This window comes from Acidovorax sp. Root267 (assembly GCF_001429215.1).
Lineage (GTDB): Bacteria > Pseudomonadota > Gammaproteobacteria > Burkholderiales > Burkholderiaceae_C > Acidovorax > Acidovorax radicis.
Window position 1 is genome coordinate 251272 of the sequence record NZ_LMJC01000022.1, and the last position, 17848, is coordinate 269119.

The 17848-nt window shown below is 64.0% G+C and carries 12 protein-coding genes and 1 pseudogene; 6 read left to right on the plus strand and 7 right to left on the minus strand.

What is annotated here, in order from left to right; genetic code table 11:
- Positions 1–247: 247 nt before the first annotated feature.
- Positions 248–529 (minus strand): annotated as a pseudogene (locus ASE39_RS26520) (dihydrolipoyl dehydrogenase); the annotation flags it as partial.
- A gap of 5 nt (positions 530–534) precedes the next feature.
- A complete protein-coding gene (locus ASE39_RS27295; RefSeq protein WP_277814397.1) occupies positions 535–657 on the minus strand; it encodes a hypothetical protein in 123 nt (40 codons plus the stop codon).
- A gap of 86 nt (positions 658–743) precedes the next feature.
- On the opposite strand from ASE39_RS27295, the gene ASE39_RS27150 reads away from it, so the two are divergent.
- Positions 744–1124 (plus strand): nucleotide-binding domain containing protein, encoded by a 381-nt coding sequence (locus ASE39_RS27150; protein ID WP_057271690.1) that lies wholly within the window; start codon positions 744–746, stop codon positions 1122–1124.
- A 226-nt stretch (positions 1125–1350) separates the two neighbouring features.
- Here ASE39_RS27150 and ASE39_RS15115 read toward each other — a convergent pair whose 3' ends face one another.
- The 5 genes from ASE39_RS15115 to aceE form a co-directional block, all read right to left on the minus strand.
- Positions 1351–2772, minus strand: a complete 1422-nt coding sequence (locus ASE39_RS15115) for an aspartate kinase (RefSeq protein ID WP_010458385.1) — start codon at positions 2770–2772, stop codon at positions 1351–1353.
- Positions 2773–2935: 163 nt separating this feature from the next.
- A complete protein-coding gene (locus tag ASE39_RS15120) occupies positions 2936–4129 on the minus strand; it encodes a Fic family protein (protein WP_057271691.1) in 1194 nt (397 codons plus the stop codon).
- A gap of 217 nt (positions 4130–4346) precedes the next feature.
- Positions 4347–6206 carry a dihydrolipoyl dehydrogenase gene (gene lpdA / locus ASE39_RS15125; protein WP_057271692.1) on the minus strand — a complete coding sequence of 620 codons (1860 nt, stop codon included), beginning with the start codon at positions 6204–6206 and terminating at the stop codon, positions 4347–4349.
- Positions 6207–6225: 19 nt separating this feature from the next.
- A complete protein-coding gene (gene aceF, locus ASE39_RS15130) occupies positions 6226–7914 on the minus strand; it encodes a dihydrolipoyllysine-residue acetyltransferase (protein ID WP_057271693.1) in 1689 nt (562 codons plus the stop codon).
- Between the two features lie 18 nt (positions 7915–7932).
- On the minus strand, positions 7933–10653 hold the full coding sequence (aceE, locus tag ASE39_RS15135) for a pyruvate dehydrogenase (acetyl-transferring), homodimeric type (protein ID WP_057224266.1): 2721 nt from the start codon (positions 10651–10653) through the stop codon (positions 7933–7935).
- Between the two features lie 167 nt (positions 10654–10820).
- Between aceE and ASE39_RS15140 the strand changes: the two genes are divergently transcribed.
- The 5 genes from ASE39_RS15140 to ASE39_RS15160 all read left to right on the plus strand — a co-directional run bounded on the left by ASE39_RS15140 (position 10821) and on the right by ASE39_RS15160 (position 17813).
- Positions 10821–13382 (plus strand): PAS domain S-box protein, encoded by a 2562-nt coding sequence (locus ASE39_RS15140; protein WP_010458399.1) that lies wholly within the window; start codon positions 10821–10823, stop codon positions 13380–13382.
- The gene (locus ASE39_RS15145) at positions 13379–14005 is read left to right on the plus strand and encodes a response regulator transcription factor (protein ID WP_007848524.1); all 627 of its coding nucleotides are present in this window, start codon (positions 13379–13381) and stop codon (positions 14003–14005) included. Before ASE39_RS15140 ends, ASE39_RS15145 begins: the two co-directional genes overlap by 4 nt.
- A 72-nt stretch (positions 14006–14077) precedes the next feature.
- Positions 14078–14932, plus strand: coding sequence for a bifunctional methylenetetrahydrofolate dehydrogenase/methenyltetrahydrofolate cyclohydrolase FolD (folD, locus tag ASE39_RS15150; RefSeq protein ID WP_057271694.1), 855 nt, complete (start codon positions 14078–14080; stop codon positions 14930–14932).
- Between the two features lie 72 nt (positions 14933–15004).
- Positions 15005–17074 carry a M3 family metallopeptidase gene (locus ASE39_RS15155; RefSeq protein WP_057271695.1) on the plus strand — a complete coding sequence of 690 codons (2070 nt, stop codon included), beginning with the start codon at positions 15005–15007 and terminating at the stop codon, positions 17072–17074.
- 67 nt (positions 17075–17141) lie between these two features.
- The gene (locus ASE39_RS15160; protein WP_199864282.1) at positions 17142–17813 is read left to right on the plus strand and encodes a glutaredoxin domain-containing protein; all 672 of its coding nucleotides are present in this window, start codon (positions 17142–17144) and stop codon (positions 17811–17813) included.
- Positions 17814–17848: the final 35 nt, after the last annotated feature.

The following is a 17848-nucleotide window of genomic DNA, read 5'->3' on the forward strand; positions in this document are numbered from 1 at the left end:
AAAGCGCCAACAAGGCGTCCTCAACGCCCTTTTTTGATAGCACCCCGCGTTTTATCTACAAGCGCAGGAGCCCGATTTCGTCGAGAAAAAGGGTTGGAGATGGTCGCTTCTGCATATGCCGGGTGTTTTGATATCGTCGACGATGGCCACGGCCTATGTCGGCGGCCGACCATTGATCTGGCACGCCAAGCACAAAGCCCGAACCGTTACGGGTTCGGGCTCCGATGCAGGCCAGTGCTAAAGCACTTTATTTCTTCTGCGGCGGCACATCCGCGCAGCTGCCATGCGCAATCTCCGCCGCCATGCCGATGCTCTTGCCCAGCGTGGGGTACGAGTGAATGGTCTTGCCAATGGCCACCGCATCCGCGCCCATCTCGATGGCCAGCGCGGCCTCGCCGATCTTGTCTCCCGCATGCGTGCCCACCGTGCCACCGCCCAGGATCTTGCCGTGGCCATGGGCTTCGGGTGAATCGTCGGACAACAGCTTGGTGACGCCTTCGTTGCTGCCATTGGCAATGGCGCGGCCGGAGCGCATCAATAGAAATAGATCGCGCCCGATTTGGCCGCACCGTTGCTGGTCTTGTCGCCGCCGATGCCCACCGCGTTGCTGCCTTCGCCGTAGGCCCGCACCACCAGCGTGCTGCCGTCGAAGGACAAGGCGAGGAGATGCCGAAAGCCTGGCCCTGCCAGGCTTTGCTGGCCGACTGGGCAAAACCCGCCCCCCGGCAGCGCCCCCTCTGGCCATGGCCGACGGCCCCGTCTACGCGTGGGCGGGAAGCCTGTCCCCCCTCACCGCAGCCCAGGTGCAGGCCGCCACGGCTTACCAGTGCATCCCCGTGGCCGCACAGCGGCTGGGCAGCGAGCCGGCGTATGCGCAGACCGAGCGGGACGCCGTCTGCACCGGCCTGAAAAAAGACCAGCATGTGTTCGCCTACACCCGCCCCACCAACGGCACGGCCGCCAACATCACCTCAGCCGAGCATGTCGCCCAGGCCAGAGCCAACCTGGTGGCCCGCGTGGTGCAAGCCCAAGCGGAGCACGGCACGCCACTGCGCCGCATCGGTATCGCGGGCGGCGACACCTCCCGCCACGCCGCGCAGGCGCTGCAACTGTGGGGGCTGTAGTACAAAACCACGGTATGCCCCGGGGTCACACTGAGCAGCGCACACAGTTCAGACCCGTCGCGCCACGGGCTCGAGTTGATGCTCAAGGGTGGACAGATGGGCGGAACGGATCTGTTCGAAAGGCTGCTCGGCACCGCCTGACGGAGACATCCAGGCGATAAAAAGCCCGCGCATGGCGGGCTCCTTATGGAAAGGCTTAGCGGCAAGCATGCCTGCCGCTATTCCTTCAAACGCGTGGAACCGGAGTTCCTGAGTTCACGCACAGCGCCAGGTTCAGCGCCTTGATGGCCGTCTTGTAGTCTTCACGCTCGATCACGAACTGCATGTTCACCTGCCGCAGGGTTTGCGACACGCAGTTCACGTTGACCCGCGCATCGGCCAGCGCCTGTGCGGCCTTGGCCAGCACGCCAGGGATGCCGATGTTGGAGCCGATGGTGCACACAATCGCGCTGGGCTTGATCGTCACGATCTGGTAGCCCTCCTGCAGCTCGGCCACCAGCTCGGGCGTGACTTGGTTGTCCCACACCAGATGGGCGATGGAGTTGGCGTTGGTGGCCTTGAGGATGTAGCTCACATCGTGCTTGCAGAACACGTTCATCAAGCCCGCATCAAAGCCCACGGTGCCCACCATGCTGGGGTCGTGGATCTCGATCAGCGTGACCTTGTCGGTGCCGGTCACGATCTCCACACGCGCGCGCTCACCCACGAAGTCCTTGGTGATCAGCGTGCCGGGGTGGTCGGGCTCAAACGTGTTCTTCAGGCGGATGGGGATGCCCGCCAGTTCCATGGGCTTGGCGGCCTTGGGGTGGATGGCTTCCATGCCCACGTCGGCCAGTTGGTCGGCCACGTCGTAGTTGGTGGCGCCCACCACGATGGCGTTTTCCAGGCCCACCAGGTTGGGGTCGGCAGACGACAGGTGGAATTCCTTGTGGATCACGGCCTCTGCGGGGCGCACTTCCACGGCGATCTTGCTGAAGGTGACCTCGGAATAACCGCGGTCAAACTCGCGCATGATGCCTTCGGTGCCCTTGGTGTAGCCGGTGGCCACCACCACCTTGTCGCTCAGGTCCAGGCCCTTGAAGCTCTGCGCAATGCGCTCGTCGATGGTCCAGGCTTCGTTGTCATCAAAGCCAGCCAGGTCCATCAGAGTGGCGTTCACACCATTGGCCTTGAGGATCTCGACCGAGTTGAACGCGCTGTGCGACTCGCCAATCGAGGCCAGCACTTCACGCGCAGCCAGCAGCACATCCTTGCGGCTCAAATAGCCGCTGGCCAGCACATGCTGCATGGCCCCCAGATACTCGCGCGCCTGACCAATGCGCTGGTCGATAAAGGCATCGGCCACATCCAGCGGCAGGCCCAGCTCTGCGTAGCCCGCGTTGAGTTTTTTCAGGCTGACCGCCAAACCCGTCAAGGCATCCTGATAACCCTTGCCTTCCGCAAACAAGGCATAAATGCCGCGCTCACCCGTCTTCTTGTGCTCCAGCAGCTGGTTCGTCACGCCTGAATAGGCCGACACCACGTAGATGCGGCCGTAAATGCGTTTGGGGTCGTGCAGCACGATGTGGCGCAGCACATCGCCAAAAGCGGTCATGGAAGTACCGCCGATTTTCTCGACAGAGATCTTGGAGGAGTTGACGTCTGACATGGGCAAGCTCAGAGGAGCAAAAAAGATTGGGAGGCCGGGCGGATGTTCTGCCCCATGGATGGCGGCAGAAAACCCTCTATTTTCCACGACTTTTGTCGGGGCACTTTGGCGCGGGCCTGAAGGACCGCGCCTCAACATGAACGGGTTCTAAGGCCCATGTGGTTTACCGGGCCATCGCGTCCGCCTCGGCCTCAGGCCATAGCCTGGGAAACAAAAAGCGCAGCGCATGTTGCGGCAGCCCAAACCGCACCTTCCCTTGCGGCGAATCGGACACAAGCAGCCCGCGCCGCACCAGCGCACCCAACGCATCGGTGGCACCCCGGTCGCTCATGCCCAGCATGGACTTGAAGTCGCCGCGCGCCATCTCTTCGCCGCTCAGAAACAGGTAGTGCAACCCGCGCAGCGACTCTTGCCGCACGCCCGATTTTTCTACCGTGGCTTCGAACACCAGGCAGGCTTCGATGCGGGCCTTCAAGGTTTTGAAGTCCAGCATGTCGGACATGAAGCCCACCTGGTCCTGACACACATCCAGCACATAGTCGGCCCAGGCGACCAGAGCCTGTTCGCTCAAGTTGCCGCGCCCGTCCAGATCGCCACGGCGCGCGCTGTCGGCGTCGGCAAGCAGCGCGTAATACTGCTCGGTGCTGCGTGCAAAACCTCGCAGGGGCGACCACAGCCCCCCGGTGTAGCCCAGCGCACTCAGCAGCGTGTGCGTGTGCAGTCGCATGACACGCCCATTGCCATCCACAAACGGGTGCACCCAGCCCAGACGCTGGTGCGCGCACGCCATGGCCACCAGCGCGGCTTCGCCCCGGCGCACACCGCTGTAGCAGGCCGCCCATCGCTCAAGAAACTGCGGCACGCTAGCCCAGGCCGGAGCCACATGCTGACCCACCCGCACTTCGCGCTGGCGCAAGGCACCGGGTGCGATGGGTTCGTTTTCCGCCGTTACCAGGTCGGAGGATGGCAGCCGACCAAACAGCTCGCGGTGGAGCACCTGCACCGCATCCACCGAATACACGGCGCGCCCTCCCTCCACCCCGGCGTAACGTTGCTCCAAGGCGCTCTCCGCCTCTATGTGGGCCACGGCCAGGCGCTGCTTGGCGGCGAGCACTGCGTCTTGCGAAAAATCCTTGCGCAGCGCCTGCTCGATCTCGTGCGGACGCGTGTGCTGGCCCTCGATGCGGTTGGTGTAGTAGGAATTCATGCTGCGCAGCAGAGTGCGCAACTCGGGCGGCACCCGGGTGCCCGCCAACAATGTGGCGGCGCGGGACAGGTCGTGCGCCTTGGTCAGCAAAGGCTCCATCCGCGCATCGGATGGAAGCAAGGGCTCGAACTGATGGGGCGATGTGCACATGGCTGTATTTTGCCAACTTTATGACAATTGCAAATTATTGATTTAATTAAATATTTATCAATTTATGCCAAGAATTTTGCCAACATTTAAGCCCACTAGAATTACCGCCACGCACCCCGTCAAAACAACGCGGCATAGCCAAAGAAAAGCCGCGCAGCCCTTTCGGAATCTGCGCGGCCAGCTACTGAATCAGTAGCAACCTCGAAGGAGGGTCAGCTCACTTCTTTTGCGGCGGCACATCCGTGCAAGAGCCGTGCGCAATCTCCGCCGCCATGCCGATGCTTTCGCCCAGCGTGGGGTGCGGGTGGATGGTCTTGCCGATGTCCACCGCGTCGGCTCCCATCTCGATGGCCAGGGCGATCTCGCCGATCATGTCGCCCGCATGGGTGCCGACCATGCCGCCGCCCAGGATCTTGCCGTGGCCATGGGCCTCGGGGGAGTCGTCGAACAGCAGCTTGGTCACGCCTTCGTCGCGGCCGTTGGCAATGGCGCGGCCAGAGGCGGTCCAGGGGAACAGGCCCTTCTTGACCTTGATGCCTTGGGCCTTGGCCTGGTCTTCGGTCAGGCCGACCCAGGCCACTTCGGGGTCGGTGTAGGCCACTGATGGGATCACGCGGGCGTTGAAAGCGGCGGCGGCCAGCTCCTTGTTGCCTTGCAGTTCACCGGCGATGACTTCAGCCGCCACGTGCGCTTCATGCACCGCCTTGTGCGCCAGCATGGGCTGGCCCACGATGTCGCCGATGGCGAAGATGTGCGGCACGTTGGTGCGCATCTGGATGTCGACGTTGATGAAGCCACGGTCCGTCACGGCCACGCCAGCCTTCTCGGCAGCGATCTTCTTGCCGTTGGGCGTGCGGCCTACGGCCTGCAGCACGAGGTCGTACACCTGGGGCGTGGGGGCGGTGCCACCCTCTTCCGCGGCGGCAAACGTCACCTCAATGCCTTCGGGCGTGGCCTTGGCGCCCACCGTCTTGGTCTTGAGCATGATGTTGTCAAAACGCTTGGCGTTCATCTTCTGCCAGATCTTGACGAGGTCGCGGTCGGCGCCCTGCATCAGGCCGTCCATCATTTCCACCACATCCAGGCGCGCGCCCAGCGTGCTGTACACGGTGCCCATTTCGAGGCCGATGATGCCGCCGCCCAGAATGAGCATGCGCTTGGGGACTTCCTTCAGCGCCAGGGCGCCGGTGGAGTCGACCACGCGGGGATCGTCGGGCATGAAGGGCAGGCGCACGGCCTGGCTGCCGGCGGCGATGATGGCGTTCTTGAAGGCGATGACCTTCTTGGTGCCGGTCTTTTCTTGCGCGGTGCCGGTGGTTTCTTCCACTTCGAGGTGGTTGGCGCCGACGAAGCTGCCGTAGCCGCGCACGGTGGTCACCTTGCGCATCTTGGCCATGGCGGCCAGGCCGCCAGTGAGTTTGCCGATGACCTTTTCCTTGTGGCCGCGCAGCTTGTCGATGTCGAGCGAGGGCGCACCGAAGCTCACTCCCAGGTCCGCCATGTGGCTGACCTCGTCCATGACGGCCGCCACGTGCAGCAGCGCCTTGGAGGGAATGCAGCCCACGTTCAGGCACACGCCACCCAGGGTGGCGTAGCGCTCGACGATGACGACCTTGAGGCCCAGGTCGGCCGCGCGGAAGGCCGCCGAATAACCACCAGGGCCGCCGCCCAGCACGAGCACGTCGCAGTCCAGATCGGCAGTGCCCGCAAAGCTGGACGCTACTGGATTGATAGCTACTTGCGCTTGTGGTGCGGGCGCTAGAGCAGATTTTGGCGCGGATGCTGCAGCCACGGGTGTCGCAGGGGCCGGTGCGGCTGCCGGGGCCGCCGCGCCAGCACCCTCCACCTCCAGCGTCAGCACCACCGAGCCTTCGGCGATCTTGTCGCCGAGCTTCACTTTGAGCTCCTTGACCACGCCAGCGTGGCTGGACGGGATCTCCATGGAGGCCTTGTCGGACTCCACGGTGATCAGGCTCTGCTCGGCCTTGATGGTGTCGCCGGGTTTGACCAGCACTTCGATGATGGCCACTTCGGCGAAATCGCCGATGTCGGGCACCTTGATGTCGATGATTGCCATGGTGTGTCTTGCCCTTTCGTTACATCACGATGCGGCGGAAGTCCGCCAGCAGCGAGGCAAAGTACACGTTGAAGCGCGCGGCGGCAGCGCCGTCGATCACGCGGTGGTCCCAGCTGAGCGACAGGGGCAGCACCAGGCGCGGGGCGAACTGCTTGCCGTCCCACTTGGGTTCGATGCTGCTCTTGCACACGCCCATGATGGCGACTTCGGGCGCGTTGATGATGGGCGTGAAGTAGCGCCCGCCAATGCCGCCCAGCGAGCTGATGGAGAAGCAGCCGCCGGTCATGTCGGCAGGGCCGAGCTTGCCGTCGCGCGCCTTCTTGGCGAGGTCGCCCATCTCTTGCGAGATCTGGACGATGCCCTTCTTGTCGGCGTCGCGGATGACCGGCACAACGAGGCCGTTGGGCGTGTCGGCCGCAAAGCCGATGTGGAAGTAGTTCTTCAGCACCAGCTGGTCGCCGTCGAGCGAGCTGTTGAACTCGGGGAACTTTTTGAGCGCGGCCACGGCGGCCTTGATCATGAAGGCGAGCATGGTGACCTTGACGCCACTCTTCTCGTTCTCTTTGTTGAACTGCACACGGAAGGCTTCGAGGTCGGTGATGTCCGCGTCGTCGTGGTTGGTGACGTGCGGGATGACGACCCAGTTGCGGTGCAGGTTGGCGCCGCTGATCTTCTTGATGCGCGAGAGGTCCTTGCGCTCCACGGGGCCGAACTTGGTGAAGTCCACCTTGGGCCAGGGCAGCAGGTCGAGGCCGACGCCGGAGCCGCCAGCACTGGCCGCCGGAGCCTTGGCCGCCTGCGCCTTGGTCTGGGCGGCGCCGCTCATCACCTGCTTGGTGAAGGCCTGCACATCGTCTTGCGTGATGCGGCCCTTGTGGCCAGTGCCTTTGAGTTCTTCGAGCGGCACACCGAGTTCGCGGGCGAACTTGCGCACAGACGGGCTGGCGTGGGGCAAGCCGGCCGTGGGCGTACCGGGCTGGTGCGCTGGCACGGCGGCGGTGGCGGCCGCCGGGGCTGCGGCAGCAGCTACCGCAGGGGCCGGCGCAGAGGCGGCAACCGCAGGGCTTGCAGGAGCCACCGCTGCCGGGGCCGGAGCAGCTGCGGGGGCGCTGCCAGCCACGCCTTCCAGCATGGCCACCAGATCACCGATGTTGACGGTGTCGCCGATCTTGACCTTGAGCTCCTTGACCACGCCAGCGGCGGGCGAAGGGATCTCCATCGATGCCTTGTCGGACTCGACGGTGAAGAGCGATTGTTCGAGCTTGATGGTGTCACCCACCTTGACCAGCAGCTCGATGACGGCCACGTCCTTGAAGTCGCCGATGTCGGGCACGCGCACTTCCACCGGGCCTGCTGCTGCAGCCGGGGCTGCCGCAGGTGCAGCAGCCACCGGGGCTGGGGCAGCCGCCGATACTGGGGCTGCGGCAGGTGCCGGCGCAGCCGATGCGGGGGCTGGCGCTGGCGCAGCGCCCTGCACTTCCAGCGTCAGCACGACCGAGCCTTGCTTGACCTTGTCGCCAATCTGCACGCGCAGTTCCTTGACCACGCCTGCGTGGCTGGAGGGAATCTCCATCGACGCCTTGTCGGACTCCACCGTGATCAGAGATTGCTCAGCCTTGACGGTATCGCCGGGCTTCACGAGCAACTCGATCACGCCGACTTCGTCGAAGTCTCCGATGTCCGGGACCTGAATGTCTACCAATGCCATTGTTGTCTCCGGTTCGATTTATGCGTAAAGGGGGTTGATCTTGTCAGCCTGGATGCCGTATTTCTTGATGGCCTCGGCCACCTTGGTCGCAGGCACCACACCATCTTCGCTCAGCGCCTTGAGGGCCGCCACCACGATGTAGTGGCGGTTGATTTCAAAATGCTCGCGCAGCTTGCTGCGGAAGTCGCTGCGGCCAAAACCGTCGGTGCCCAGCACCTTGTAGGTACGGCCCTTGGGGACGAACGGGCGAATCTGCTCGGCGTAAGCCTTCATGTAGTCGGTGGATGCCACCACGGGGCCGCTGCTGGCGCCCAACTGCTGCGCCACAAATGGCACGCGCGGTGTCTCCAGCGGGTGCAGCAGGTTCCAGCGGTCGGCGTCCTGGCCGTCGCGGGTGAGCTCGTTGAAGCTCGGGCAGCTCCACACGTCGGCCTGCACACCCCAGTCGGTGGCCAGCAGTTCTTGCGCAAAGAATGATTCGCGCAGGATGGTGCCCGAGCCCAGCAGTTGCACGCGGGGTGCGCTGGCGCTGTCCACACCGGGCTTGCACAGGTACATGCCCTTGATGATCTGCTCTTCGGTGCCGGGCGTGAGGCCAGGCATCGCGTAGTTTTCGTTCAGCAGCGTGAGGTAGTAGTACACGTTCTCCTGCAGCTCCACCATGCGCTTGAGGCCATGCTGCATGATCACCGCCACTTCGTGCGCGAAGGTGGGGTCGTAGCTCACGCAGTTCGGGATGGTGTTGGCCAGGATGTGGCTGTGGCCATCTTCGTGCTGCAGGCCTTCGCCGTTGAGCGTGGTGCGGCCCGACGTGCCGCCCAGCAGGAAACCACGGGCCTGCATGTCGCCGGCCGCCCAGGCCAGGTCGCCAATGCGCTGGAACCCGAACATCGAGTAGTACACGTAGAACGGGATCATGATCCGGTTGTTCGTGCTGTACGACGTGGCTGCGGCGATCCAGCTGCTCATGCCACCGGCTTCGTTGATACCTTCCTGCAGGATCTGGCCGGCCTTGTCTTCCTTGTAGTACATGACCTGGTCTTTATCGACCGGGGTGTACTGCTGGCCTGCGGGGTTGTAGATGCCGATCTGGCGGAACAGGCCTTCCATGCCGAAAGTGCGGGCTTCGTCCACGAGGATAGGCACCACACGGGGGCCCAGGGCCTGATCACGCAGCAGCTGGGTGAGGAAGCGCACGTAGGCTTGCGTGGTGGAGATTTCGCGGCCTTCGGGCGTGGGCTCCAGGATGGCCTTGAAGGTGTCCAGTGCGGGCACGGTGAAGCTCTCGTCGGCCTTCACGCGGCGGTGTGGCAGGTAGCCGCCCAAGGCCTTGCGGCGCTCGTGCAGGTACTTCATTTCCGGGGTGTCGTCGGCCGGCTTGTAGAACGGCAGCTCGGCGAGCTGGCTGTCCGGGACCGGGATGTTGAAGCGGTCGCGGAAGGCCTTGATGTCTTCGTCGCTGAGCTTCTTGGTCTGGTGGACGGTGTTCTTGGCCTCGCCAATCTTGCCCATGCCAAAACCCTTGACAGTCTTGATCAGCAGGACGGAAGGCTGGCCGCCATGGTTCTGCGCGGCATGGAAGGCCGCGTACACCTTTTGCGAATCATGGCCGCCACGCTGCAGGTTCCAGATCTCGTCGTCGGTCATGTGCTCGACCATCTTGAGCGTGCGTGGATCGCGGCCGAAGAAGTTCTTGCGGACGTAGGCACCGTCGTTGGCCTTCATGGCTTGGTAGTCGCCGTCGTTCGTGTCCATCATGAGCTTGCGCAGTGCGCCGTCGTGGTCCTTGGCCAGGAGCGCGTCCCAGCCCTTGCCCCAGATCAGCTTGATGACGTTCCAGCCAGAACCGCGGAACTCGCCTTCAAGCTCCTGGATGATCTTGCCGTTGCCACGCACGGGGCCGTCCAGCCGCTGCAGGTTGCAGTTGATGACGAACACCAGGTTGTCGAGCTTCTCGCGCGCGGCGAGGCCAATGGCGCCCAGGGATTCGACTTCGTCCATCTCACCGTCGCCGCAGAACACCCAGACCTTGCGGTTTTCGGTATTGGCGATGCCACGAGCGTGCAGGTACTTGAGGAAACGCGCCTGGTAGATGGCCATCAGCGGGCCCAGGCCCATGGACACGGTGGGGAACTGCCAGAACTCGGGCATGAGCTTGGGGTGCGGGTAGCTCGACAGGCCCTTGCCATCCACTTCCTGGCGGAAGTTGAGCAATTGGTCTTCGCTCAGACGGCCCTCGAGGTAGGCGCGGGCATAGATGCCGGGCGACACGTGGCCCTGGATGTAGAGCAGGTCACCGCCGTGGTTCTCGCTCTCGGCATGCCAGAAGTGGTTGAAGCCGGCGCCGAACATGCTGGCCAGCGAAGCAAAGGAGCCGATGTGGCCGCCCAGGTCACCGCCCTCGGGTGGATGGTGGCGGTTGGCCTTGACCACCATGGCCATGGCGTTCCAGCGCATGTAGGCGCGCAAGCGCTGTTCGATTTCGAGGTTGCCGGGGCTGCGTGCCTCCATGCCGGGCTCGATGGTGTTGACGTAGCCGGTGTTGGCCGAGAACGGCAGGTCGACGCTGTTCTGGCGGGCATGTTCCAGCAACTGCTCCAGCAGGTAGTGGGCGCGCTCGGCCCCCTCTTTGTCGATGACGGCGGACAGCGCATCCATCCACTCACGGGTTTCCTGCTGGTCGGTGTCGGTGGCGGGCGCGTTACCGTTTCCGGCCTGGGGGTCGGGCTGAGCTGACATGCTTTGTCTCCTGTAGGTGTGGCAGCAATTTAGTACGTTGGCTCTAGTTTCGCATATTTTTCTGTAATTTCAAATGGTGCCCATGCATTTCATATTGCAAGAAAATGCTGCAAACGCACATTACCAATGGCCGCGATGGCGGGCCACAGCTCCCCTACACTCGGAGGATGGATTCCCTGCCCCCTCACCCCTCCTCCACGGCCATGGTCGTGGCAGCGCCCGCCCGCTGGTGGCGCAAGTGGTGGCGCGGGTTGTCGCCCACCCGGCAGGACCGGTTCGCGGCGCTGGCGCCCCTGGCGGCCGTGCTGATGTTTCTGGCCGCCATCGTGGCGGCGTTCTGGTATTTGCGCGCCGAAGAGGCCGAGCGCGAACAAGAAGCCCTACGGCGTGACGTGGAATACGCGCAACAGCGCGTGCGCCTGCGGCTGCTGGAGCGGCAGGAACAGCTCATGCGCATTGCACGCGACCTGTCGAACCAGGAGCTGGAACGCGCGGAGTTTGTAAGCCGTGCCGAAAGCCTGATCAGCCAATACCCCGAACTGCAGGCGATCACCTGGATCGACGAGCGCCGTCGCATCCGTGCCAGCCATGCAGCGCCCACGCTGGCCAGCAGCGAGTTGCGCATTGCCGGCGAAGTGCTCAAACCCGGCGACACGGCCGACACCTTTGGCCTGGCCCGCGACCTGCAACAGCCGGTGTACGCCCAGCCGGCCGCAACCTCGGGCGATTCAACCCCGCTGCTCCAGCTACAGGTGCCTTTGAACAACCAGGGCAAATTCAGCGGGGTGGTGCTGGGCGAATACTCCATCGACAGCCTGCTGCGCTATGGCACGCCCACCGAGGTGCTGGCGCGCTACGCCGTCACGCTGCTCGATGGCAAGAACCAGGTGCTGGCCGGAACCCCTCTGGGCCCACGCAACACGGCCACCCAGCTTCTGCCGTGGACGACCCGCGCCAACGAATACGAGGTGCCCGTCTCTCCGGTGGGCAACGGGCTGGTGCTCAAGGCACAGGCCTACCGCACCTCGCTGGGCGTGGTGGGCAGCGGGCTGTTCTGGCTGGTGGGCACGCTTTCGGCCATGACGGCCTGGATGCTGATCGCCACCTGGCGCCACACCCGCCGCCGCATGCAGGCCCAGCAGGCCCTGGTGGCCGAGACGAACTTCCGCCGCGCGATGGAGAACTCCATCCTGACAGGCATGCGTGCGCTGGACATGGAAGGCCGCATCACCTACGTGAACGCCGCTTTCTGCCAGATGACCGGCTGGAGCGAGGCCGAATTGGTGGGCCTGAAAGCGCCCTTCCCTTACTGGCCCGACTCCGACCACGAGGCCTTGCACGCCAAGCTGCGCGACGAACTGTCCGGCAAAACCATCGTCGGCGGTTTTCAGGTGCGGGTCCGGCGCAAAAGCGGCACCCTGTTCGATGCGCGGCTTTATGTGTCGCCCTTGATCGATGCGCACGGCCAGCAGACGGGCTGGATGACCTCGATGACCGACATCACCGAGCCTAACCGCATCCGCGAACAGCTTTCCGCATCGCACGAGCGCTTCACCATCGTGCTGGAGTCGCTGGACGCCTCGGTCTCCGTGGCACCGCTGGGCAGCGAAGAACTGCTGTTCGCCAACAAGCTCTACCGCCAATGGTTCGGCTCGCAGACGGGTGGGCACCTGCAGCTGGTGGCGCAGGCCGGCGTGGTGCCCGTGGCGGGCACGGAGCACACGGGCATGGACGACGAAGACGGGCTCATGGGCCTGCCGACCGACCCGCTCACCAGTGCCCGCACCGAGAACGCCGAGATCTACCTGCCTGACCTGGGGAAATGGCTCGAAGTGCGCTCGCGCTACCTCAACTGGGTGGATGGCCGCCTGGCCCAGATGGTGATTGCCACCGACATCACCCCCCGCCGCCAGGCCGAGGAACAGGCGGCGCGGCAGGCCGAGCGTGCCCAATCCGTCAGCCGCCTCATCACCATGGGCGAGATGGCCTCCAGCGTGGCGCACGAGCTCAACCAGCCGCTCACGGCCATCAACAACTATTGCAGCGGCATGGTCTCGCGCATCCAGAGTGGCCAGCTGACCGAAGAAGCGCTGCTCACGGCGCTGCAGAAGACCGCCCACCAGGCCCAGCGCGCGGGTCAGATCATCCAGCGCATCCGGGCCTTTGTGAAAAAGAGCGAGCCCAACCGCACCCTGGCCGACGTGCATTCGATGGTCAACGAAGCCGTGGAGCTGGCCGACATCGAGCTGCGCCGGCACAACGTGCGCCTGACGCACTATGTGGCCGCCCGCTTGCCGCCCGTGATGGTGGACACCATCCTGATCGAGCAGGTGCTGGTCAACCTCATGAAGAACGGCGCCGAAGCCATCCAGCACGCCAACCGCCCACCTTCGGGTCGCAGCGTGGAGCTGCGCGTGGTGCCCAAGCACATCGAAGACCGCGAAGTGGTGGAGTTCTCGGTGCAGGACACCGGCAAGGGCCTCGCCCCCGAGGTGCTGGAGCGCCTGTTCGAAGCCTTCTTCTCCACCAAGGAAGAAGGCATGGGCATGGGCCTCAATCTGTGCCGCAGCATCGTCGAGTCACACCAGGGCAGGATGCTGGCGGAGAACCTCTACAATGGATCAGAGGTCACGGGCTGCAGGTTCTCCTTCTGGCTGCCGCTTGCCAAGCCTGCTGATGCCACTACAAATTCTGTAGCAAACAATCAAAAACCAAGGACAATTGCATGAGCTTGATTCCGAAAAAAGGCACTGTCTACGTTGTTGACGACGACGAGGCAGTTCGCGATTCCCTGCAGTGGCTGCTGGAAGGCAAGGACTATCGGGTGCGTTGCTTTGATTCGGCCGAGACGTTTCTCTCACGCTACGACCCGCGCGAAGTCGCCTGCCTGATTGTGGACATCCGCATGGGCGGCATGACGGGCCTGGAGCTGCAGGACCGCCTGATCGAGCGCAAGTCCCCCTTGCCCATCGTATTCATCACCGGCCACGGCGACGTGCCCATGGCCGTGAACACCATGAAAAAAGGCGCGCTGGATTTCATCCAAAAGCCTTTTGACGAGGAAGAACTGGTGGGCCTCGTCGAACGCATGCTCGACCACGCCCGCGAAGCCTTCGCTGGCTATCAGCAGGCCGCGAGCCGCGATGCCCTGCTCTCCAAGCTCACCAGCCGCGAAGCCCAGGTGCTCGAACGCATCGTGGCCGGTCGCCTGAACAAGCAGATCGCCGACGACCTGGGCATCAGCATCAAGACGGTGGAGGCACACCGCGCCAACATCATGGAAAAGCTCAACGCCAACACCGTGGCCGACCTGCTCAAGATCGCCCTCGGCCAGAATGCCCCCAAGGGCTGATACTCACATTTTGATAGCTGCTCGCGCTTTCTGATAAAGCGCTAGAGACCAATTTGACTCATATTCTCTGACATGACAGCCCAACTCATCGACGGCAACGCCCTTTCCCGCCAACTGCGCGCCGACGTGGCGCAACGCGCCGCTGCCCTGGCGGCACGCGGCGTCAAGCCCGGCCTGGCCGTCGTCCTGGTGGGCGACAACCCTGCCAGCCAGGTGTATGTGCGCAACAAGGTCAAGGCCTGCGAAGACAGCGGCTTGTACTCCGTCCTCGAAAAGTACGAGGCCGACATGACCGAAGCCGCGCTGCTGGCCCGCGTGGAAGCACTCAACAACGACCCGGCCATCCACGGCATCCTGGTGCAGTTGCCCCTGCCAAAACACATTGATGCACAGAAAGTGATCGAAGCCATCTCGCCCGCCAAGGACGTGGACGGCTTTCACATCGCCAGCGCCGGGGCCCTGATGACCGGCATGCCCGGCTTCTGGCCCTGCACGCCCTATGGCTGCATGAAGATGCTGGAAAGCATCGGCTACGACCTCAAGGGCAAACACGCCGTGGTCATCGGCCGCAGCAACATCGTGGGCAAGCCCATGGCGCTGATGCTGTTGGGCCAGAACGCCACCGTCACCATTTGCCACAGCGCCACCCAGGACCTCAAGGCGCAAACCCTGCAGGCCGATGTGATCGTGGCCGCAGTGGGCAAACGCAATGTGCTGACTGCCGACATGGTCAAGCCTGGCGCCGTGGTGATCGACGTGGGCATGAACCGCAACGACGAAGGCAAGCTCTGCGGCGACGTGGACTTTGACGGCGTCAAGGAAGTGGCCGGCTGGATCACCCCCGTCCCTGGCGGGGTTGGCCCCATGACCATTACCATGCTGCTGGTGAACACCATCGAAGCCGCCGAGCGCACCGCAGCGCACTGACCTGGGTCAGTGCCGTCGATGCCGGCTGCTTTGCAACTTGAACCTGCGCCATCTGGCGCCATCTGATTTCGCATGAGCAACGCCCTTCTCGACTTCTCGGACCTCCCCCATTTCGACCGCATCACACCGCAGGACGTGGCGCCTGCGGTGGATGTACTGCTTGAGCGCGCCAACGCGGCGCTGGAGGCCGTCACCGCCCCCGACTTTCCGGCCCGCTGGGACGCGATTGCGAAAGTGCTGGATGTGGCCACCGAGCGACTGGGCACTGCCTGGGGCAGCATCAGCCACCTCAACAGCGTGGCCGACACCCCCGAACTGCGCGCAGCCTACAACGCCGCCTTGCCCCGGGTCACCGAGTTCTGGACGCGCCTGGGTGCCGATGAACGCCTGTACGCCAAATACAAGGCCATCGACCCCGCCACCTTGACGGCGGAACAGCGTCAGGCCCACCTGAACGCGGTGCGCAACTTTGTGTTGAGCGGCGCAGAACTGACCGGTGCCGCAAAGGAACGCTTTGCGCAGATCCAGGAGCGCCAGGCCGAGCTTAGCCAGAAATTCAGCGAGAACGCCCTCGATGCCACCGACGCCTACGCCTACTACGCCACGGCCGAAGAACTGGAAGGCATTCCAGACGATGTGCAACAGGCCGCGCTGGCCGCAGCACAGGCAGACGGCAAGGAAGGCTACAAGCTCACCCTGAAGATGCCTTGCTATCTGCCGGTCATGCAGTTTGCCGCGCGCAGCGAACTGCGCGAGAAGCTCTACCGTGCCTATGTGACCCGTGCCTCCGACCAGGCTGAGGGCGACGCGCGCAAATTCGACAACACGGCACTGATCAGCGAAATCCTGGCACTGCGCCGCGAAGAGGCTCAACTGCTGGGCTACGCCAATTTTGGTGAAGTGTCCGTGGTGCCCAAGATGGCCCAGTCACCGGCGCAGGTGATCACCTTCTTGCGCGACCTGGCCCGCCGCGCCCGCCCCTACGCCGAGAAGGACATCGCCGACCTGCGCGCGTTTGCCGCCGAACACCTGGGTCTTGCCGATCCGCAGGCCTGGGACTGGCCCTACATTTCCGAAAAACTCAAGGAAGCGCGTTACGCCTTCAGCGAGCAGGAGGTCAAGAAGTACTTCACGGCGCCCAAGGTGCTGGCGGGCCTGTTCAAGATCATCGAAACCCTGTTCGAAGTGTCCATCCGACGCGACACAGCTGCCGTCTGGCACCCGGCCGTCGAGTTTTACCGCATCGAGCGCGCGCATCCGGAAGGTACCCACAAGGGCACCCAGCTGGTGGGCCAGTTCTACCTCGACCAACCTGCACGCACCGGCAAACGCGGCGGCGCATGGATGGACGATGTGCGCACACGCTGGTTGCGCCCCGACACGGGCGTACTGCAGACCCCGGTGGCGCACCTGGTGTGCAACTTCGCCAGTGGTGTGGACGGCAAACCGCCACTGCTCACGCACGACGACGTGATCACCCTCTTCCACGAGTTTGGCCACGGCCTGCACCACATGCTGACCCAGGTGAACGAGCGTGACGTCTCGGGCATTGGCGGCGTGGAATGGGATGCGGTGGAGCTGCCCAGCCAGTTCATGGAGAACTTCTGCTGGGAATGGGATGTGCTCAAGCACATGACGGCCCATGTGGACACAGGAGAGCCCCTGCCCCGCGCGCTGTTCGACAAGATGATCGCCGCCAAGAACTACCAGAGCGGCATGCAGACGCTGCGCCAGATCGAGTTCTCGCTGTTCGACATGCTGCTGCACACCGAACACGACCCGGCCCAGGACATCATGCCCCTCCTGGACCAGGTGCGCCGCGAAGTGGCCGTGCTGCAACCCCCGGCATTCAGCCGCACGGCACACACCTTCAGCCATATTTTTGCGGGCGGGTATGCCGCTGGCTACTACAGCTACAAGTGGGCCGAGGTACTGAGTGCAGACGCCTATGCTGCTTTCGAGGAAACCTCTGGGAGCGATGGCCTGCCCAGCATCGAAACGGGCCGCCGCTATCGCCAGGCCATCCTGGAAGCCGGCGGCAGCCGCCCTGCGATGGAATCGTTCAAGGCCTTCCGGGGCCGCGAGCCCAGCCTGGACGCCCTGCTGCGCCACCAGGGCATGGCCGAAGAGTCAACCGCCTGAACCGAACCATGGCCCTGGCGTGCACACCCTGCGCCCGGGGCCTGATGACCACGAAGGAGTGAGGAGAATGAACATGCACAAGCCGTTGACCGCCCCCCTGCTGGCGTCCTTGCTGATGACGCTGGCGTGCGCCAGCGTGCAGGCGCAAGGCGTTTACCGCATCGTCGGCCCGGATGGCAAGGTGACGTTTTCGGACCGAGCACCCGCCGACGCCAACGCGCAACCTGCCCGTGCGACCACCGAGGCACCCGCTGCCGCCAACGGCGCGCTGCCCTACGAACTGCGCCAGATCGCCAACCGCTTTCCTGTCACGATCTACACCGGCAACGACTGCCCGCCTTGCACCTCCGCGCGCAACCTGCTCACTTCTCGGGGTGTTCCCTTCACCGAGCGCACCGTGTCCAGCAACGAGGACATCGCGGCGCTTCAACGGCTGAGCGGCGGTACCGGCCTGCCCTTTGGCACCATCGGCGGCCAGCAGCTCGCAGGCTTTTCCGAAGGGGAATGGGTCCAGTATCTGGACGCGGCAGGCTACCCCAAGCAATCGGCTCTGCCCAGAAACTACCGCCAACCTGCGCCCACGCCGCTGGTTGCCGTGAAAGCGACAGCAGAACCTGCAACGACTCCCGCATCGTCAGACCCAGCCACTCCCACAGCGCCTTCCAGGGCGCGTCCGCGTCCCCCCGCACCCGTCAACGATGGACCGACACCCAGCAATCCGGCGGGTATCCGGTTCTAAGCCACGCAATTCGCGGGAAACCAGCCAGCTCCAAA